The sequence below is a fragment of the Streptomyces avidinii genome, assembly GCF_014650695.1.
Lineage (GTDB): Bacteria > Actinomycetota > Actinomycetes > Streptomycetales > Streptomycetaceae > Streptomyces > Streptomyces avidinii.
The window spans coordinates 269,311-289,497 of sequence record NZ_BMVL01000001.1 but is presented as its reverse complement, the minus strand read 5'-3'; the positions used below and the strand labels follow the sequence as shown (position 1 = coordinate 289,497).

Here is a 20,187-nt window from a genome sequence, read left to right as displayed (position 1 = left end):
TGCCCGGCCGGGTTCTCCTCGAACGCCGGAAGGCGGCCCGCCCCCGCAGGGGTGGACCGCCTTCCGGTACCTCGCGGACGGCTCAGAGGCCGTAGCGCTCCCGGGCCTCCTTGACGGCGGACGCCGGTACCTCGCCGCGGCGGGCGAGCTGGGCCAGCGCGGCCACCACGATCGACTGGGCGTCGACACCGAAGTGGCGGCGGGCGCCCTCTCGGGTGTCGGACAGACCGAAGCCGTCCGTACCGAGCGAGGTGTAGTCCTGCTCCACCCACTGGCTGATCTGGTCCGGGACCTGACGCATCCAGTCGGAGACGGCGAGCACCGGGCTGGTGACGCCCTCCAGGGCGCGGGTGACGTACGGGGTGCGGACCTCGCCGCGCAGCAGCGCCTCGTCGCACTCCAGCGCCTCGCGCCGCAGCTCGCCCCAGGACGTGGCGGACCAGACGTCGGCGGCCACGTTCCACTCGGCGGCGAGCAGCTTCTGCGCCTCCAGGATCCAGTGGATCGCGGTACCCGAGGCCATCAGCTGGACCTTGGGGGCGTCGGCGGCCGGGGCCGCCTCCGCCAGGTCGGCCGCCGTGTTGAAGCGGTACAGACCCTTGAGGATGCCTTCCTCGACGCCCTCGGGCATCGCGGGCTGCACCTTCGGCTCGTTGTAGACCGTCAGGTAGTAGAAGACGTCTTCCGGCTGCTCGCCGTACATCCGGCGCAGACCGTCCTTGACGATCACCGCGATCTCGTACGCGAAGGCCGGGTCGTAGTTGAGCGACGCCGGGTTCGTGGACGCGATCAGGTGCGAGTGGCCGTCCGCGTGCTGGAGGCCCTCACCGGTCAGCGTGGTGCGGCCGGCGGTGGCACCGACGATGAAGCCCTTGCCGAGCTGGTCGGCGAGCTGCCACATCTGGTCGGCGGTGCGCTGCCAGCCGAACATCGAGTAGAAGATGTAGAACGGGATCATCGGCTCGCCGTGCGTCGCGTACGACGTGCAGGCGGCGATGAAGTCGGCCATGGCGCCGGCCTCGGTGATCCCCTCGTTGAGGATCTGGCCGTCCTTGGCCTCCTTGTAGTACATCAGCTGGTCGCGGTCGACCGGCTCGTACGTCTGACCCAGCGGCGAGTAGATGCCGGCCGACGGGAAGAGGGACTCCATACCGAAGGTACGGGCCTCGTCGGGGACGATCGGGACCCAGCGCTTGCCGGTCTCCTTGTCCCGCATCAGGTCCTTGACGAGGCGGACGAAGGCCATGGTGGTGGCCATCTCCTGCTTGCCGGAACCCTTGAGCAGCGGGGCGAAGGAACGGTCCGCGGGAGCGGGCAGGGCCACGTGCTCGACCTTGCGGGCCGGGGCGGGGCCGCCGAGCGCCGCGCGGCGCTCGTTCAGGTACTGGACCTCGGGGCTGTTCGCGCCCGGGTGGCCGTACGGGACCTGGCCGTCGGCGAAGGCGCTGTCCGGGATCGGGAGGCCAAGGAGGTCACGCATGTCCTTGAACTCGTCGATCGTCAGCTTCTTCATCTGGTGGTTCGCGTTCTTCGACTCGAACCCGGCGCCCAGCGTGTAGCCCTTGACGGTCTGCGCGAGGATGACCGTCGGCGCACCCTTGTGCTCCAGGGCGGCCTTGTACGCGGCATAGACCTTGCGGGGCTCGTGGCCGCCGCGGGAGCTGTGGAAGCACTCGGCGATCTTCGCGTCGGAGAGCACCCCGGCCAGCTGCACGAGGTCGGCGTTTGCGCCGAAGAAGTGCTGGCGGATGTAGGCCACGTCGCGGGTCGCGTACGTCTGGAACTGCGCGTCGGGTACCTCGCGCAGGCGGCGTACGAGGGCGCCCGTGGTGTCGAGCTGGAACAGCTCGTCCCAGGCGGAGCCCCACAGCGACTTGATGACGTTCCAGCCGGCGCCGCGGAACTGGGCCTCCAGCTCCTGGACCACGCGGAAGTTGGCGCGAACCGGACCGTCGAGGCGCTGCAGGTTGCAGTTGATGACGAAGGTCAGGTTGTCGAGCTGCTCGCGGGAGGCGAGGGCCAGGGCGGCGGTCGACTCGGGCTCGTCCATCTCGCCGTCGCCCAGGAAGGCCCAGACGTGCGAGTTCGCGGTGTCCTTGATGCTCCGGTTCTGCAGGTAGCGGTTGAAACGCGCCTGGTAGATCGCGGAGAGCGGGCCGAGGCCCATGGACACCGTCGGGAACTCCCACAGCCACGGCAGGCGCCGCGGGTGCGGGTAGGACGGCAGGCCGTTGCCGCCGGACTCCTGGCGGAAGTTGTCGAGCTGCTGCTCGGAGATCCGGCCGTCGAGGAAGGCGCGGGCGTAGATGCCGGGGGAGGCGTGGCCCTGGATGTAGAGCTGGTCGCCCGATCCGTCGGCCTCCTTCCCGCGGAAGAAGTGCTGGAAGCCGGTCTCGTAGAGCCACGCGGCGGAGGCGAAGGTGGCGATGTGGCCGCCGACGCCGTACTTGGAGCCGCGGGTCACCATGGCGGCCGCGTTCCAGCGGTTCCATGCGGTGATCCTGGCTTCCATCGCCTCGTCACCGGGGAACTCGGGCTCCGCGGCGGTCGGGATGGTGTTGACGTAGTCCGTCTCCAGCAGCTTGGGCAGGGCGAGGCCGGCGGCCTCGGCGTGCTGGAGCGTGCGGCGGAGCAGGTATTCGGCGCGGCGCGTACCGGCGGCCTGTGCGACGGCGTCGAGAGAGGCCGCCCATTCGGCGGTCTCCTCGGTGTCGCGATCCGGGAGCTGGTCGAGCTCGCTCGGAAGCTTTCCTACGGGGTCGGACATTGCTGTGCGCCGCCTTCCGGACAAAGGAGAGGTGGTGAAAAAATCCCTGACGGGCAGGACAGGGGTGGTGGACCTGGTTGAGGTCCGCGACGACTGTAAATCGCTGATCGATGATCGATCAAATGAAAGTGACAAAGAAACGTCCATCCGGCGAAAGTCGGCACCGCGTGCCAGCGAAAAAGGCACGCGGTGCCGGGCAAACCGGTACAAGACGGCGGGGTCGGTCGCGGTCGGGCGGTGCCGGGCGCGCGGTCAGGCGCGCGGGGCGCACCCCAGAACATGCCGCTTCACGAGCACGCCGATGTCAGGATCCTGGCTGCGGAAGGCCTCGACGAGGGCCGCGTGCTCCTCCGCGTACGACTTCTGGACGGTCCCCAGCCAGCGGATGGACAGGGCCGTGAAGACCTCGATGCCCAGGCTCTCCCACGTGTGCAGCAGAACGCTGTTCCCCGCCGCCCGGACCACCTCCCGGTGGAACCCGACGGTGTGCCGCACCTGCGCGGTCCCGTCCTCGGTCCGGTCGGCCTCCCACAGCGCCGCCACGTGCGGCTCCAGCGCCGAGCAGTCCGTCGCCAGCCGCGGGGCGGCCAGCTCGGCCGCGATCTGCTCCAGACCGGCCCGGACCGGGTAGATCTCCTCCAGATCGGCCGCGGACAGGTTCCGTACGCGTACACCCTTGTTCGGCGCCGACTCGATCAGCCGCAGCGTCTCCAGCTCGCGCAGGGCCTCCCGCACGGGCGTCTGGCTGACCTCCAGCTCCACGGCGATCCGCCGCTCGACGATGCGCTCGCCGGGCTTCCAGCGCCCGCTGACGATCCCCTCCACGATGTGCTCGCGGATCTGCTCGCGCAGCGAGTGCACGACGGGTGGGGTGATCATCGGGGCTTCATCTCCTGTAGGGGCATGCATCGCTTCGATGCGTAGACAATACGGCCGAGTAGCCCCACCGGATGCGTTCCTGGTCAGGGACGCCGGGTGAGGCTGGTTACAAGAGGCCCCGGATCAGGGCTCCGAGAGCCGGAGCCCGCGCCTGTCGCAGCCTCGTCCCGGACCGCTCAGCGTATGACGACGGCGCCCCCGCCCGGAATGGATCCGGGCAGGGGCGCCGTATCGAGTGGCTGCCGCAGGGCGTGAGCCTTACAGGCCGAGTTCGACCTCGAACTCGCCGGCCTCGAGGATCGCCTTGACGGCCGAGAGGTACCGGGCCGCGTCCGCGCCGTCCACCAGGCGGTGGTCGTAGGACAGGGTCAGGTACGTCATGTCGCGGATGCCGATGTTCGTGCCCTCGGCGGTCTCGATGACCACCGGGCGCTTCACCGTGGCACCGATGCCCAGGATGGCGACCTGGTTCGGCGGCACGATGACCGTGTCGAACAGCGCACCGCGCGAGCCGGTGTTGCTGATGGTGAAGGTCGCGCCCGACAGCTCGTCCGGCGTGATCTTGTTGCCGCGGACCTTGGCGGCCAGGTCGGCGGTCGCCTTGGAGATGCCCGCCAGGTTGAGGTCACCGGCACCCTTGATGACCGGGGTCATCAGGCCCTTCTCGGAGTCCACGGCGATGCCGATGTTCTCCGAGTCGAAGTAGGTGATGGTGCCCTCGTCCTCGTTGATCCGGGCGTTGACGACCGCGTGGGCCTTCAGCGCCTGGGCAGCGGCCTTGACGAAGAACGGCATCGGCGAGAGCTTGACGCCCTCACGGGCCAGGAACGCGCCCTTGGCCTTCTCGCGCAGCTTCATGATCTTGGTGATGTCCACCTCGACCACGGAGCTGAGCTGAGCCTGCGAGTGCAGGGCCTTCATCATGTTGTCGCCGATGACCTTGCGCATGCGGGTCATCTTGACCGTCTGACCGCGCAGCTCGGACACCGCGGCGGCCGGGGCCTTCGCGGCCGGAGCAGCGGCCGGAGCCGGGGCCGGAGCCGGGGCGGCGGCGGCCTTGGCGGCGGCGAGGACGTCCTGCTTGCGGATACGGCCACCGACACCGGTGCCCGAGACCGTGGACAGGTTGACGCCGGACTCCGAGGCGAGCTTGCGCACCAGCGGGGTCACGTACGCGGCCTCGTCACCGGCGGACGCCGGGGCGGCGGCCGGAGCGGGGGCGGCGGGGGTGACCGGAGCCGGAGCGGCCGCCGGGGCGGCGGCCTGGACCGGAGCCGGGGCGGCGGCCGGAGCAGCCGGGGCGGCCGGAGCCGGAGCGGCGACCGGGGCAGCGGGGGCGGCCGGAGCCGGAGCGGCGACCGGGGCAGCCGGGGCCGGAGCGGCCTCGGGGGCCGGGGCGGCAGCCGGAGCCGGAGCGGCCGGAGCGGCACCGGCAGCACCGATGACGGCCAGACGGGCGCCGACCTCGGCGGTCTCGTCCTCGCCGACGAGGATCTCCAGCAGGGTGCCGGAAACCGGCGCGGGGATCTCGGTGTCGACCTTGTCCGTGGAGACCTCGAGCAGCGGCTCGTCGGCCTCGATGGACTCGCCGACCTGCTTCAGCCAGCGGGTGACGGTGCCCTCGGTGACGGACTCGCCCAGCGCGGGGAGCACGACATCGGTACCGGTGGCAGCCGGAGCAGCGGCGGCGGGAGCCTCGGCGGCGGGAGCCGGGGCCGCGGGGGCCTCGGCAACCGGAGCCGGAGCAGCCGCGGGGGCCTCGGCGGCGGCCGGCTCGGCGGCCGGAGCCGCAGCCGCGGCCGGAGCGCCGGAGCCGTCGTCGATGACGGCCAGCTCGGCGCCGACCTCGACGGTCTCGTCCTCGGCGACCTTGATGGAGGCAAGGATGCCCGACACGGGGGAGGGGATCTCGGTGTCGACCTTGTCGGTCGAGACCTCGAGCAGCGGCTCGTCGGCCTCGACGCGCTCGCCCTCGGCCTTCAGCCAGCGGGTGACAGTGCCCTCGGTGACGCTCTCACCGAGCGCCGGAAGGGTTACGGAAACCGACATGGTTTCAGTTGCTCCTAACGAAAGTGCGGAAGTGGTCGTCGCGCCCGTGACGAATTAGTCGTGGGAGTGAAGCGGCTTGCCGGCGAGGGCCAGGTGGGCCTCGCCCATCGCTTCGTTCTGGGTCGGGTGCGCGTGGATGAGCTGCGCGACCTCGGCCGGCAGAGCTTCCCAGTTGTAGATCAGCTGGGCCTCGCCGACCTGCTCGCCCATCCGGTCACCGACCATGTGGACGCCGACCACGGCACCGTCCTTGACCTGGACGAGCTTGATCTCGCCCGCGGTCTTGAGGATCTTGCTCTTGCCGTTGCCCGCCAGGTTGTACTTCAGGGCCACGACCTTGTCCGCGCCGTAGATCTCCTTGGCCTTGGCCTCGGTGATGCCGACGGAAGCGACCTCGGGGTGGCAGTAGGTGACGCGCGGGACACCGTCGTAGTCGATCGGGACGGCCTTGAGGCCGGCCAGACGCTCCGCAACCAGGATGCCCTCGGCGAAGCCGACGTGCGCGAGCTGGAGGGTCGGGACGAGGTCACCGACGGCCGAGATGGTCGGCACGTTGGTCTGCATGTACTCGTCGACCAGGACGTAGCCGCGGTCCATCGCGACGCCCTGCTCCTCGTAGCCCAGGCCCTGGGAGACGGGGCCACGGCCCACGGCGACCAGCAGCACCTCGGCCTCGAAGGTCTTGCCGTCGACCAGCGTCACGCGGACGCCGTTCTCGGTGTACTCGGCCTTGTCGAAGAAGGTGCCCAGGTTGAACTTGATGCCGCGCTTGCGGAACGCGCGCTCCAGCAGCTTCGAGCTGTTCTCGTCCTCGACCGGCACGAGGTGCTTGAGGCCCTCGATGACGGTGATGTCCGAGCCGAAGGACTTCCACGCCGAGGCGAACTCGACGCCGATGACGCCGCCGCCCAGGACGATCGCCGACTCGGGGACGCGGTCCAGGACCAGCGCGTGGTCCGAGGAGATGATGCGGTTGCCGTCGATGTTCAGGCCCGGCAGCGACTTCGGCACGGAGCCGGTCGCCAGCAGGATGTGGCGGCCCTGGATGCGCCGGCCGTTCACGTCGACGGAAGTCGGGGAGGAGAGGCGGCCCTCTCCCTCGATGTAGGTCACCTTGCGGGAGGCGACCAGGCCCTGCAGACCCTTGTACAGGCCCGAGATGACCTCGTCCTTGTACTTGTGGACACCCGCGATGTCGATCCCCTCGAAGGAGGTCTTGACACCGAACTGGGCGGCCTCACGAGCCTGGTCCGCGATCTCACCCGCGTGCAGCAGAGCCTTCGTGGGGATGCAGCCGTTGTGCAGGCAGGTGCCGCCGAGCTTGTTCTTCTCGATCAGGGCAACGTCCAGACCCAGCTGGGATGCGCGCAGCGCCGCGGCGTAACCGCCACTGCCACCGCCGAGGATCACTAGGTCGAAAACGGTGCTGGCGTCGTTCGCCACGTCACGTCCTCCATGCATGTGCGCCGGGCACCGGTCCTCTGTGACCGGGCGGCGGCTGGTAATCGGCCGCTTGTTTCTTCGGCCCTGTGGTGGGGGCCCTGTCCTGCCGAGAACCCATCTTCGCATTTGTCGGGGGAACACGGGACGCCGGGCCCACGATGTGATCGGGCGATCCGCCCGGACCGATGGTTACCGTTGCGTAGATACCTACGGAGATACCTACCGATTCCTTGAGGTTTCGTCGTGAGACGGACGCCGAGCGGCGCGGGCGGGTGCCGAACGTGACGCACCCCGGGCCCTGACCCGGGCCCGGGGTGCGTCACGTCACATCACACGCGTGAACACACGCGTGACACACGCCTGATCACATGCGGTGGTCAGCCAAGGTCGCCCGTGGCCGTGCGCTCGGCCAGCCGCACCAGGGTGCGCACGGCCGAGCCGGTGCCGCCCTTGGGGGTGTAGCCGTGCGGCGCGCCCTCGTGGAAGGCGGGACCGGCGATGTCGAGGTGGGCCCAGGTGATGCCCTCGCCGACGAACTCCTGGAGGAAGAGGCCGGCCACCAGGCCGCCGCCCATGCGGACACCCATGTTCGCGATGTCGGCGGTGGGGGAGTCCATGGACTTGCGCAGCTCGGCGGGGAGCGGCATCGGCCAGGAGGACTCGCCGACCTCCTCCGCGATCTCGTGGATCGAGGTGCGGAAGGCGTCGTCGTTCGCCATGATCCCGAAGGTGCGGTCGCCGAGGGCCAGCACCATGGCGCCGGTCAGGGTGGCGACGTCGACGATCGCGTCCGGGTTGTCCTCGGATGCCTTGGTCAGCGCGTCGCCCAGGACCAGACGGCCCTCGGCGTCCGTGTTGAGGACCTCGACGGTCTTGCCGCTGTACATGCGCAGCACGTCACCCGGCTTGGTGGCAGAGCCCGACGGCATGTTCTCGGCGAGCGCGAGCCAGCCGGTGACGTTGACCCGCAGGCCCAGCTTCGCCGCCGCGACGACGGAGGCGAAGACGGCGGCGGCGCCGGCCATGTCGCACTTCATCGTCTCGTTGTGACCGGCCGGCTTCAGGGAGATGCCGCCCGAGTCGTAGGTGATGCCCTTGCCGACGAAGGCCAGGGTCTTCTCCGCCTTCGGGTGCGTGTAGCTGAGCTTCACCAGGCGCGGCGGGTTCTCGGAGCCCTTGCCGACGCCCATGATGCCGCCGTAGCCGCCCTTGACCAGGGCCTTCTCGTCCAGCACCTGGACCTTGACGCCGTTCTCCTTCGCGGCCGCGGAGGCGATCGCGGCGAAGGCCTCGGGGGTCAGGTCGTTCGGCGGGGTGTTCACCAGGTCGCGGGCGACGTTGACCTCGGCCGCCACGACCGCGGCGCGCTCGACCGCGGCCTTGTGCTCCTTGTCGCGGGGCTTGGCGCCCAGCAGCGCCACCTCGGCGAGCGGAGCCTTCGGGGCCGCGCCCTTGGCCTCCTTGCGGGCCTTGTTCTCGCCGCCCTGGTAGGCGGTGAAGGCGTACGCGCCCAGCAGCGCGCCCTCGGCGACGGCGGTGACGGCGGAGGCGTCCTCCAGCGGGAGGGCGAAGGCTGCCTTCTTGCTGCCGTGCAGCGCGCGGGCGGCGGCGCCGGCGGCGCGGCGCAGCACCTCCTCGTCGAACGACTCGTCCTTCTCGGGGACGGAGCCCAGCCCCACCGCCAGCACGACCGGGACCTTCAGGCCCGCCGGAGCCGGCAGCTTGGTGACCTCGCCTTCGGCGCCCGATGCGCCGAGTGCGTCGAGGACACCGGCGAGCTTGCCGTCGAACGCCTTGTCCACGGCCTCGGCGCCCGCGGCGACGATCGGTCCCTTGGGGCCCTTCGCCACGCCGACCACGAGGGCGTCGGCGCGGAGCGTCGCCGCGCCGGCAGTGCTGAGAGTCAGAGCAGTCACGGTGGTGAAGTCTCGCTTCCGTTTGTGTGTGTGGGCCGAGTGGGTGGACGGCCATCCGTAGCGATCGTATTCGGGCCCGACGGCCGCCAGAAATGAGCCTACGCGTACGCGCTCGTCCGTACGTCACTCGAAGGTTTGGCAAGTTGTTCGATCAAGAGGCCATCAGGTTCACCCATCTGTGGGCTCTGCTCCAGGTTTGCCCCGTAGACCTGACGAGGTCCGAGAGACTCGGTCCACTCTCGCAAGGGGACGCGGGGTTCCTTTGCATGATTTCCACAGAGCCTCCCGGGCCCGGCTGTCCGCCAAGGGCCGAGTCGAGGGACGCCTGCGGGGGGAAAGGCCGAAATGGTCAAGAAGAATCGGATGAACAGGGTCGCCGCGATGATGGCGGCAGCCGCCCTGGTGTCCGTGGCAGTACCCGCCGCGACCGCCACGGCGGCCGTGACGCCGCGCATCGACCTGAAGGTGCTGGTCGTCGACGACGGCGGCAGCTCGGTCGAGGCGATCACCGCGGAACTCCGCGACACGGGGGTGCCGTACACCCGCGTCCAGCTGGGCAGCAGCGGCCGCCCGGTCATCAACGCGGGCTTCCTCAGTGACACGGTGGACGGCCGTCCGCGCGCCAAGTACCAGGGTGTCGTCCTGCCGAACGAGAACCCCTTCGGCGAGGGATCGGCCGAGATGGCCGCGCTCGCCGCCTACGAGACGACGTACGGGATCCGCCAGGTCGACGCCTACACCTGGGCCCACCCGGGCGTCGGGCTGGAATACACCGACAACGGCGGCTTCAGCGGCCAGCTCGACGGTACCCAGGCCGCCGTCACCACCGCCGGCAAGGCCGGCCCCTTCGGCTACCTCGGCGGTCAGGTCACCTTCGAGGACAACTCGGCCCTGGTGCCCGAGAGCTACGGCTTCATGGGCAAGCCGCGCCCCGGCTACACCAGCTACGTCGACGCGCCCGTCGGCTCCGGCCGGGCCTCCCTCGTCGGCGAGTACACCCACGACGGCCGCAGCGAACTGGTCGTCACCTTCGGCTACAACCAGTACCAGCAGCAGTTCCGGCTGATCGCCCGCGGCATCGTCGACTGGCTGACCCAGGGGGTGCACCTCGGCCAGAGCCGCAACTACTTCGCCGTCCACGTCGACGACGTCTTCGCCCCCGACGCCCGCTGGAACAAGGACCTGAACTGCACGCCGGGCGACTACGCCTGTGCGGGCGGCGAGGGCAAGGAGAGCACCATCCGGATGTCCGCCGCCGACGCCGTGTACGCGGCGCAGTGGCAGACGTCCAAGAACTTCAAGCTCGACATGCTCTTCAACGGCGGCGCCGGTGAGGAGTGGAAGGCCGAGAACGGCGGCGTCGACGCGCTGACCGCCCAGCTCGTCGCCGACCGCGCCAAGTACCGCTGGATGAACCACACCTACACCCACCCGTTCCTCGGCTGCGTCCAGAACACCGCGGTCACCCCCTGGACCTGCACCAAGAACGCCCAGGGCGTGATCCAGTACATGAGCCGCGCCGAGATCTCCGCCCAGATCCGCGACAACAACAACTGGGCCGCCACCAAGGGCATCGCCACCGACCGGACCGAGCTGGTCACCGGCGAGCACTCCGGCCTCAAGACGGCCCCGCAGCAGCCCGTCGACAACCCCAACCTGGCCGGCGCCCTCGCCGACAACGGGGTCAAGTGGGCCGGAAGCGACAACTCCCGCGAACCGGCGCAGCGCGCGGTCGGCTCCGCCCTCACGGTCCCCCGGCACCCGATGAACGTGTACTACAACACGGGCACCAACGCCGAGATGGCCGACGAGTACAACTGGATCTACACCAGCCGCGCCCACGGCGGAAGCGGCATCTGCGAGGACAACCCGGGAACCTCCACCTGCCTGCCGGCCCCGCTGGACGCCAACACCGGCTACCTCGACAGCATCGTCCCGGCCGAGGCCCGCACCGCCCTGCGCCACGTCCTGGCCAACGACCCGCGCCCGCACTACGTCCACCAGTCCAACCTCGCCGAGGACCGCACCCTCTACCCCGTGCTCAACCAGGTCCTCGACACCTACCGGACCCTGTACGCACCGAGCGCGCCGATCGTCAACCAGAGCATGAAGGACACCGGCGTCGAGTTCCAGCGCCGCGCCGCCTGGGACAAGGCGCTCGCGGACGGCAAGGTCACCGCCTACCGCATCGGCAACGACGTCACCATCAAGGCGCCCTCCGGGGTCGTCGCCCCGGTGACCGCCCCCACCGGCACCAAGAAGCAGATGCTGCTGGGCACCGCCGACTTCGGCACCGCGTACGCCGGTACCCGCTCCGCCTGGGCCGGTCCGGAGCTGCTCCAGAGCGCCGTCACGCTCAAGCTGCCCGTCTGACCGTCCCGCAAGCCACCACGAGTACCACCTAGCGCCGGCGCTCCGCGAATCCACGGGCGCCGGCCCCTTTTCCGTCCTGGGGGGACACACCGCATGAGTCATGGGCGTCACGTCACCATGCTCACCGAAGGCACCTACCCGCACGTCCACGGGGGCGTCAGCACCTGGTGCGACCAACTGGTACGAGGGATGCCCGAGGTCGACTTCAACGTCATAGCCCTCACCGGCTCCGGACGAGAGCCGGTCACCTGGGAACTGCCCCGCAACGTCTACCGGCACACCGCCTTCCCGCTGTGGGGACCGCTCCCGTCCCGCATCCGCCGGTCGGCCCTGCGCGGCAAGGCCCACCGCCGCTTCACCGAGGTCTACGAGAGCTTCCTGCTCTCCCTGCTCGACCCCGCGGGCGATCCCGCCCGGCACAGCTTCTCCGAGGCCCTGCGCGAACTGGCCGTTCTCGCCCGGGCCGGAAAACTCGCACCGGCCCTGCGCTCCGAATCGGTTCTGCGCCTGCTGATGACCGTATGGACCCGCCCCGGCCTCGCCACCGCCGACGCGGCGCCCACCATCCACGACGCGCTCACCGCCACCGACCTGCTGGAGCACGCGCTGCGCCCGCTCGGTGTCCGGATCCCGCCCGACAGCGTCGCGCACGCCGTCAGCAGCGGCCTCGCCACCCTCCCGGCCCTCGCCGCCAAATACCTCGACGGAGTCCCCTTCCTCCTCACCGAGCACGGCATCTACCTGCGCGAGCGCTACCTCGGCTACCGCAGCGCCGCCCAGCGCTGGCCCGTCAAGGCCCTCATGCTCGGCTTCTACCGCGAGCTCAACTCGGAGGGCTACCGGCAGGCCGACCTGATCACCCCGTGCAACCAGTACAACCGCCGCTGGGAGGAGCGCGGAGGCGCCGAGTCGACGCGTATCCGCACCGTCTACAACGGCGTCGATCCGCACGCCTTCCCCGAGGCCGGCCCCGAACCGGACGTCCCCACCCTCAGCTGGTGCGGCCGCATCGACCCCATCAAGGACCTCGAAACCCTCATCCGGGCCTACGCCTTCATGCGCGAGGAACTCCCCGCCCTGCGGCTGCGCCTCTTCGGGCCCGTGCCGCCCGGCTGCGAGGAGTACAAGCTCCGCCTGGAAAAGCTCGCCGCCGAGCTGGGCGTGACCGACGGCATCACCTACGAGGGCCGCATCGAGCAGGTGGCCCGGGCCTACGCGGCCGGCAGCGTCGTCATGCTCTCCTCCATCAGCGAGGGCTTCCCCTTCAGCATCATCGAAGCCATGTCCTGCGGCCGCACCACCGTCTCCACCGACGTCGGCGGGGTCCGCGAGGCCGTCGGGGACACCGGCCTCGTCGTACCGCCGCGCGAGCCCGAGACCATGGCCCGCGCCACCCTCGCCCTGCTGCGCGACGACGAACGCCGGGCCGAGCTGGGCCGGATGTCCCGCAAGCGGGTGGTGGAGAAGTTCACCCTCCACCAGTCCGTCGACGGCTTCCGGCACATCTACCGGGAACTCGCCGGCCAGCCCGTCCTGCCCGTCCACGCGGGCGACGTGTGGACCCAGCGGCTCGCGGATCCCTGGTACCGCGAACTCGCGGCCGACGGGAGCCTGTGGTGAGCGGGTCCCTCTGGCTGGAGCCGCCCGGCCCCGGCAACGGCCCCCGCCACGGCGCCCGGAACGGCCACGGCCACGGCGCCGACACGCTGCCGGCCCTCCCGCGCCCGCGCCGCGACGGCCCCGGCGGCACACCCGCCGCCGACCCGATGGACGAACTCGCCGAACGCCTCGACGTGTTCATCGCCTCGGCCGTCCACCCCGACGAGATCGCCGCCATCCTCGAATCCGACGGCATGACGGACGAGTACATCCGGCTCACCTACGGCCGGCACGACTCCTTCGGACTCGCCGAGGAGCTCTACGCCCGGGTGCCCCGGTCCTTCCCGGACCCGGGCGCCGCCCCCGACCCCTGGAAGGTCTCCCTCACCGCCTGCCTGCTGCGCGGGGTGATCTTCGCCCTGCCCGGCCTCGCCTACCTGCTCGGAGCGCCCCTGCTCGAAGGCCCGCAGGACCGCCTCGGCCTGCCCGCCGGGACGCTGACCCTGCTCGCCGGCGCGCTCATCGGCTGGGTCTGGGATCAGACGCTGTCCCACCGCGCCTACTCCTGGCTCGGCCTCGGCGACCGGGGCGCCGCCGGGCGGACCCTGCTCGTCGGAGCCCCCGTCGGCGCCCTGCTGGGCACCGCCGCCGCACTCGCGGTGCCCGGCGGACCACCGTTCTCCTACGCCTTCGCCGCCGGACAGGCCCTGTACGTCGGGGCCGCCACCGTCCTGCTCGTCCTCGGCCGCGAACGGGTGCTGCTCGCCGCGCTCGCCCCGATGGCCGTCGGCGCAGCGCTCGCCCTCTTCGTCGACCTGCCCCTACCCGTACGAGTGACCCTGCTCGCGATCTCCCTGCTGGCCGCCTGCACCCTGGCCGTACGGGAGCTCCCGCTGGCCGACGGGCTCCGGGCCGTCGCGCACCGGATCCGCGGCTGGGCGGCCCGCCGGCCCGGCCAGGGCCCCGTGCGCTGGCAGATGCTGCGCGGCGCCGAGGAGGACTTCGCCCCACGCGGGCCCCGGCTCGGGGACTCGGTCCCGTACGGGGTGTTCGGCCTCGGCACCGGCCTGCTCGTGCTGTACGCCGCCCTCGGGGAGGTGCTCGCCGGCGGTCCCGCCGAGGCGGTCGCCGCCCCCTCGGCGGTGGCCCTCACCCTCAGCATGGGCCCGGCCGAATGGCTGCTCCACCGGTTCCGCAGCGGAAGCCTCTCCGGCCTCCAGGGGGCCCGTTCGCCCGGAGCCTTCCGGCGGCGGATGCTCACCACCCTGGCCCGCTGCCTCGCGCTCTACCTGACGGTACTGCTGGCCCTGGGCCTGGCCGGCACCCTGCTCTGGCCGGGCGCACCGGTCCTCACCGGAGTCCGGATCGCGACCCTGCTGCTGCTCGGGGCCGTCATGTGGACCGGACTGCTCCTGCAGTCCTTCGGGGCCGTCCGGCCCGCGGCCGTGGTCTGCTCCTCGGCCGCCGTCGCCCAGAGCCTGGCCCTGCTGACCGGGCTGGGCCAGCCCCGGGCGGTGCAACTGGTGGTGGCGGGCGCGGCCGCCACCGTACTGGCCGCCCTGGTCTGCCTGCTCCTCGGCCGCGCGACCGCCCACCGATGACGCACCGTCCGTCCGAGAAGAAGGACCCCATGCTGCTGGTGCCCCTCTACGAGCACCCCGCCGAACGGCCCGAAGCCTGGGAGCGGCTCATCCGCTCCGCGAGCCGGCTGCACTCGGTGGTGCTCAACCCCGACAGCGGGCCGGGCGCCGCCCGCGACGAACGGTTCGCCCTCGTCGCCGAGCGGCTGCGCGAGGCCGGGGTGCCCGTCCTCGGATACGCCGACACCGACTACGGGCGGCGCCCGCACGCCGCGGTGGTGCAGGACCTGCTGCGCCACCGCGACTGGTACGCCACCGACGGGGCCTTCCTCGACCAGGCCTCCGCCGACCCCGACCTGCTCCCGCACTACGGGCGGCTCGCGGTGGCCGCCCGGGCCGCGGGAGCCTCCACCCTCGTCCTCAACCACGGGGTCCACCCGCACCCCGGCTACGCCGAACTCGCCGACCTGCTCGTCACCTTCGAGGGCCCCTGGGACGCCTACCGGGACGCGGCCGCGGCACCGTCCTGGACCGCCGACCACCCGGCCCAGCGGTTCTGCCACCTCGTCTACGCCGTCCCGCCGGGCGCGCTCGCCGCCCGGCTCGCCGAGGAACTCGCCGCCGAACGCAGAGCGGGCGTGCACTGCGCCGTCCCGGGCAGCGGCGCGCACCCGTGGGGGACCCTGCCGTACGCACTGGAGGCGGCGGGATGAGACGGCTCGCGGCCCTGCTGGCCGTACCCCTGCTGCTGCTCGCCGCGTGCACGGCCCAGCCGGAACCGGAACGCGACGAGCTGTCGCCCGATCCGCCGCCGGGGCAGCGCTGGCAGCCGAAGCCGGGGGTGGGCTGGCAGTGGCAGCTCACCGGCAGGCTGGACACCTCGGTGAAGGCGGCGGTGTACGACGTCGACGGGTTCAACACCACGAAGGAGCAGGTCGCCACCCTGAAGAAGGACGGCCGCAAGACGATCTGCTACATCTCCACCGGTGCCTGGGAGGACTTCCGCCCGGACGCCGACGCCTTCCCGAAGACGATGCTGGGCGAGGGCAACGGCTGGGAGGGCGAGCGCTGGCTGGACATCCGGCGCCTGGCGGAACTGGAACCGCTGATCGGCAAACGGTTCGACATGTGCAAGGAGAAGGGCTTCGACGCGGTGGAGCCGGACAACATGGACGGCTACGCCAACAGGTCGGGCTTCCCGCTGACCGCGGAGGACCAGCTGAAGTACAACCGGCTGGTCGCGCGGCTGGCGCACGACCGGGGCATGTCGGTGGGGCTGAAGAACGACCTGGACCAGATCCCGCAGCTGGTGGGCGACTTCGACTTCGCGGTCAACGAGCAGTGCATGGAGTACGAGGAATGCGACCGGTACGTTCCGTTCATCGACGCGGGCAAGGCGGTGTTCCACGTGGAGTACGAGGGCCGGCTGAACCGCTGGTGCCCGGGGGCGCGCGCGGCGAAGCTGAGCTCGATGCAGAAACGGTACGACCTCGACGCGTGGCGCCAGGTCTGCCAGTAGCCTCGCCGGCACTTCCGCAGCCGGTGTGCTCGGTGCCACCTTCAGGCCGGCCGGGCCACCTTCAGCCTCGCCGGCGTTTGAGGCGCGGGGCTGGGGCGGCGCCTCAGGGATCCCGGCTCCGCCGGGCACCGGGCTCCGCCCGGACCCGCGCCTCGAACGCCGGCGAGGCTGGAAGTGGCGCGGAAGGGCGGGCTACGCCAGGGGGAGGATGGCGTGGACGCGGTAGCCGCCGCCGTAGCGGGGGCCCGCGAAGCAGGTGCCGCCCAGCGCGCCGGTGCGTTCGCGCATGCCGAGCAGTCCGTGCCCGCCGCCCGGCGCATCGGCCGGCTCCGCCGCCGGGTCCGCCGACAGGCCGCCGTCGTCCAGGACCGTCACCTCCACCGACGGCCCCACCCCGACCACGCTGACCTCCGCCTTCGCCCCCGGCCCCGCGTGCTTGCGGACGTTCGTCAGCGCCTCCTGGATCACCCGGTACGCCGCCAGGTCCACGGCCGCCGGCAGCGGCCCGGCCGCCCCGTCCAGCTGGACTATCACCTCCACCGGCAGCCCGGCATGCCGGAAGGTGTCCACCAGCTCGTTCAGGACGCCCAGCCCGGGCGCGGGCTCCGTCGGTGCCTCCGGGTCGCCGGACTGCCGCAGCAGACCGACCGTGGCCCGCAGTTCGTTCAGCGCCGACCGGCTGGCGTCCCGTACGTGCGCCAGCGCCTCCTTCGCCTGGTCCGGGCGCTTGTCCATGACGTGCGCGGCCACTCCCGCCTGCACGTTGACCAGGGCGATGTGATGGGCCACCACGTCGTGCAGGTCCCGGGCGATCCGCAGCCGCTCCTCGGCGACCCGCCGCCGGGCCTCCTCGTCCCGGGTCCGCTCGGCGCGCTCGGCCCGTTCCCGGATCGCGCCGACAAAGGCCCGCCGGCTGCGTACGGCGTCCCCGGCGGCCGCTGCCATGCCGGTCCAGGCGAAGATCCCGATGTTCTCCTGCGCGTACCAGGGCAGCGGCCCGGCCAGCATGCCCACGCCCGTCAGCCCCGCCATCGTGAGCAGCCCGATCCGCCAGGTCGTCGGCCGGTCGGTGCGGGCGGCCACCGTGTACAGGGCGATCACCGTGCACATGGCGACGGGCGCCCGCGGTTCCCCGGTGGTCAGCTCCAGCAGGGACAACCCGCAGGTCACGGCGAGCACGACGCGCGGCTGACGGCGCCGGAAGACCAGGGCGGCCGCGCCGAGCAGCATCAGCAGCAGTGAGAACGGCTCGGGAGTGCGCGTCCCGAAGGTGGGTCCGTGCGGTCCGTGCGGATCGGCGAAGGAACCGACGACCATGGAGACGAACGCCCCGAAGGCCAGCACGGCATCGGTGGCGAGCGGATGGGCCCGCATCCACTGCCGGGTGGGGGCGAACCGCCCGAGGTCTGTCGTCACCCGGATACGGTACGGCCTCACCCGCCGCCGCCCCCTACGGCGGGGGGTGGGAGTGCTGTCCCAGCGGGACGCGGGAGCGCGCCGGCCCCCACTGCGCCCGCACCACGCACACCGCCATGACCGCGGCGATGGCCGCCAGGTGCTCCTTGCCCGCCAGATTGTCCTTGAACAGCACCTCGACGATCATCACGAGGATCACCAGGGCGCCGGTGAGGTACGCCCGGTAGCGCCAGCAGACGTAGATGGCCAGCCCCACCACCGCCGCCGAGGGGCCGGTGTCGTTGACGATCCGGTCCGACACCGGCAGGCCGAGGGGGTGTTCGGGGCCCAACGCGAGCCCGATCCGCGCGTACGTGGTCCCGGCGAGGGTGGCGACGTAGCCGACCAGCAGGGTGCGCCACCAGCCGATGCAGATCTCGGCGATCCCGAAGACGAGCAGGATCTGCGCGAGCGCCCCCCACACCGGCAGGTCCAGGGCCGGGACGAACAGCGACAGCGGGGTGCGCAGGAGGGCCAGCCAGAGCGGATCGGCAGCCTTGACCGAGCCGAGGTTCTGGACGGGCTGGAAGCCCCAGGGGGTGTTCTGCACGATCTGGAAGACGGAGGTCAGGCAGACCGCGCCGACGGTCATCGGGATCGCCCGCCACTTGTCGTGGACGAGTGCGTTCCGGACGGTCCAGAACATCGGCCCCCACTCACGGCGGGCGAACCGCCGTAGTGGGGAGGTGTTCCACGCTGTCAACGGCGGGTCTCCAGGTGTCTGCGGTGCAGCCACTTCGGAAGGCCGGGGGCCTCCAGGAAGCCCTCGGCCCGGCCGGCCGCGACACCGATCCGCAGCAGGTCCGAACTCTTCTCGAAGAGCATGAACCGCGGTTCCCAGATCGGCCGGTATTTGGCGTTGGCCCGGTAGAGGGACTCGATCTGCCACCAGCGGGAGAAGAAGCTGAGCAGCGAGCGCCACATCCGCAGCACCGGACCCGCCCCGAGCTTGGACCCGCGCTCGAAGACGGACCGGAACATCGCGAAGTTGAGCGAGACCTGGGTGACGCCGATCTCCTTGGAGCGTTCGAGGAGTTCGATGACCATGAACTCCATCAGGCCGTTCTCGGAGTCCCGGTCGCGGCGCATCAGGTCCAGCGACAGGCCCTTGGGTCCCCACGGTACGAAGGACAGCACGGCCCGCAGGTCGCCGTTGCCGTCGGTGCACTCCAGCATCACGCACTGGCCGTCGGCGGGATCACCCAGCCGGCCCAGTGCCATGGAGAAGCCGCGCTCGGTGGCGCCGTCGCGCCAGTCGTCGGCGCGTTCGAGGAGTACGTCCATCTCCTCGGCCGGGATGTCCGCGTGGCGGCGGATGCGGACGGTGTATCCGGCCCGCTTGACGCGGTTGTACGCCTGCCGGACGGTCCGCATGGCGCGGCCCTCCAGGGTGAACTCGGCGGTCTCGACGATGGCCTCGTCACCGAGTTCGAGGGCGTCCAGGCCGTGCCGGGCGTAGATCTGCCCGGCCTCCTCGCTCGCGCCCATCACGGCCGGCACCCAGCCGTGCTCGCGGGCCTCGGCCAGCCACGGGTCGATGGCGCCGGGCCAGGCCTCGGGGTCGCCGATCGGGTCGCCGGAGGCCAGTGAGACCCCGCCGACGACGCGGTAGGTGACGGCGGCCTTGCCGGTGGGGGACCAGATGACGGACTTCTCGCGGCGCAGCGCGAAGTAGCCGAGCGAGTCGCGGTCGCCCTGGCGGGCCAGCAGCGCGCGCAGCCGTTCCTCGTCCTCCTCGCTGAGCGGGTCGACGGCGCGGCGCGAGCGGAAGGCGGCGAACAGCACGGCGAGCAGCAGCAGCATCGACATGACGTTGATGCAGACGTCCACCCAGCCGGGGGTGGTGATCGCCTCGTAGGCCCGGTCGTCCGGCGCCAGGGTGATCAGCCGCATCACGCCGTACTTCCAGCGGGCCGGGAAGGAGGCCTCGGCGCTGAGCGGTGAGGTGTTGGTGGCGCCGACGAGCAGGGCCGCGACCAGCGAGGTGAGCAGCAGGCCGACGGCGGCGACGGCGGTGGCGAGCGCCGGGTTGGAGCGGTCGCCCCGGGCGTAGAACTCGCGACGGCCCAGCAGCAGGGCCGCCGTGAAGGCGGCGGTCAGGGCCAGGGAGACCCAGTTCTGCGGATGCTCGCGGATCTCCTCGTACGCGTAGAGCGCGTAGGCGAGCAGCAGGGCCAGCAGACCGCTGAGGACGAGGTTGAGGATCCAGGAGGCCCGCTTGCGGCGGCCGAGGGTGACGGCGAGCAGAAGGGTGAACAGCCCGGAGGCGAAGCCCGCGGTGAGCATGTACGGGGTGTAGAAGTCCTCGATGTTGTGGCGCCGCAGGTCCTGCCCGAGCGAAACCCACACCGCGCTGAGGAAGTTGATGAAGGTGACGGCGCGCAGGTACCACACCGCGAAGGCGGCGCCGCGCCGCGAGCGGGTGCTCCCCCGGCCGGTCTCCCGGCCACCCCCCGCCGCCCTGCCGGCGGGGTCGCCGCCGGTCTCTTTCCTGCCGGCTGACGGACCGGTCGCCGGTACGGCGGTGCGGTCGGTCTCTGCGCTGGTCAAACGGACCTCTCCCATAAAAAGCGATCATATGGGGCGCAGCTGTCCGTGATTGCGCGG

13 protein-coding genes are annotated in these 20,187 nt (G+C 71.4%); 5 read left to right on the top strand and 8 right to left on the bottom strand.

Annotated elements, in window-relative coordinates:
* Positions 1-82 precede the first annotated feature (82 nt).
* The 5 genes from aceE to IE257_RS01300 form a co-directional block, all read right to left on the bottom strand.
* Positions 83-2,767, bottom strand: coding sequence for a pyruvate dehydrogenase (acetyl-transferring), homodimeric type (gene aceE / locus IE257_RS01320; protein ID WP_189963661.1), 2,685 nt, complete (start codon positions 2,765-2,767; stop codon positions 83-85).
* 252 nt (positions 2,768-3,019) lie between these two features.
* Complete coding sequence (locus IE257_RS01315) at positions 3,020-3,643, bottom strand: GntR family transcriptional regulator (protein ID WP_189964699.1); 624 nt, start codon at positions 3,641-3,643, stop codon at positions 3,020-3,022.
* Positions 3,644-3,904: 261 nt separating this feature from the next.
* Positions 3,905-5,695, bottom strand: coding sequence for a 2-oxoglutarate dehydrogenase, E2 component, dihydrolipoamide succinyltransferase (sucB, locus tag IE257_RS01310; RefSeq protein WP_189963659.1), 1,791 nt, complete (start codon positions 5,693-5,695; stop codon positions 3,905-3,907).
* Positions 5,696-5,749: 54 nt separating this feature from the next.
* Positions 5,750-7,138 (bottom strand): dihydrolipoyl dehydrogenase, encoded by a 1,389-nt coding sequence (gene lpdA / locus IE257_RS01305; protein ID WP_030731050.1) that lies wholly within the window; start codon positions 7,136-7,138, stop codon positions 5,750-5,752.
* A gap of 377 nt (positions 7,139-7,515) precedes the next feature.
* Complete coding sequence (locus tag IE257_RS01300) at positions 7,516-9,054, bottom strand: leucyl aminopeptidase (protein ID WP_189963657.1); 1,539 nt, start codon at positions 9,052-9,054, stop codon at positions 7,516-7,518.
* Positions 9,055-9,399: 345 nt separating this feature from the next.
* On the opposite strand from IE257_RS01300, the gene IE257_RS01295 reads away from it, so the two are divergent.
* From IE257_RS01295 to IE257_RS01275, 5 genes are all read left to right on the top strand, one after another.
* The gene (locus IE257_RS01295; protein WP_189963656.1) at positions 9,400-11,427 is read left to right on the top strand and encodes a hypothetical protein; all 2,028 of its coding nucleotides are present in this window, start codon (positions 9,400-9,402) and stop codon (positions 11,425-11,427) included.
* Positions 11,428-11,520: 93 nt separating this feature from the next.
* Positions 11,521-13,047 (top strand): GT4 family glycosyltransferase PelF, encoded by a 1,527-nt coding sequence (pelF, locus tag IE257_RS01290; RefSeq protein ID WP_189963654.1) that lies wholly within the window; start codon positions 11,521-11,523, stop codon positions 13,045-13,047.
* Positions 13,044-14,627 (top strand): hypothetical protein, encoded by a 1,584-nt coding sequence (locus IE257_RS01285; protein WP_189963652.1) that lies wholly within the window; start codon positions 13,044-13,046, stop codon positions 14,625-14,627. Before pelF ends, IE257_RS01285 begins: the two co-directional genes overlap by 4 nt.
* Positions 14,624-15,319: a spherulation-specific family 4 protein gene (locus IE257_RS01280; protein ID WP_229920043.1), complete on the top strand. Its 696-nt coding sequence runs from the start codon at positions 14,624-14,626 to the stop codon at positions 15,317-15,319. Before IE257_RS01285 ends, IE257_RS01280 begins: the two co-directional genes overlap by 4 nt.
* Positions 15,316-16,125 carry an endo alpha-1,4 polygalactosaminidase gene (locus IE257_RS01275; protein ID WP_189963650.1) on the top strand — a complete coding sequence of 270 codons (810 nt, stop codon included), beginning with the start codon at positions 15,316-15,318 and terminating at the stop codon, positions 16,123-16,125. The genes IE257_RS01280 and IE257_RS01275 overlap by 4 nt, the downstream gene beginning before the upstream one ends.
* A 192-nt stretch (positions 16,126-16,317) precedes the next feature.
* Here the strand turns inward: IE257_RS01275 and IE257_RS01270 are convergent, their stop codons facing one another.
* From IE257_RS01270 to IE257_RS01260, 3 genes are all read right to left on the bottom strand, one after another.
* The gene (locus IE257_RS01270; protein WP_189964695.1) at positions 16,318-17,499 is read right to left on the bottom strand and encodes a sensor histidine kinase; all 1,182 of its coding nucleotides are present in this window, start codon (positions 17,497-17,499) and stop codon (positions 16,318-16,320) included.
* A 76-nt stretch (positions 17,500-17,575) separates the two neighbouring features.
* Positions 17,576-18,226, bottom strand: a complete 651-nt coding sequence (locus tag IE257_RS01265; protein WP_189963649.1) for a hypothetical protein — start codon at positions 18,224-18,226, stop codon at positions 17,576-17,578.
* Between the two features lie 53 nt (positions 18,227-18,279).
* The gene (locus IE257_RS01260) at positions 18,280-20,145 is read right to left on the bottom strand and encodes a phosphatidylglycerol lysyltransferase domain-containing protein (protein WP_189963647.1); all 1,866 of its coding nucleotides are present in this window, start codon (positions 20,143-20,145) and stop codon (positions 18,280-18,282) included.
* Positions 20,146-20,187 lie beyond the last annotated feature (42 nt).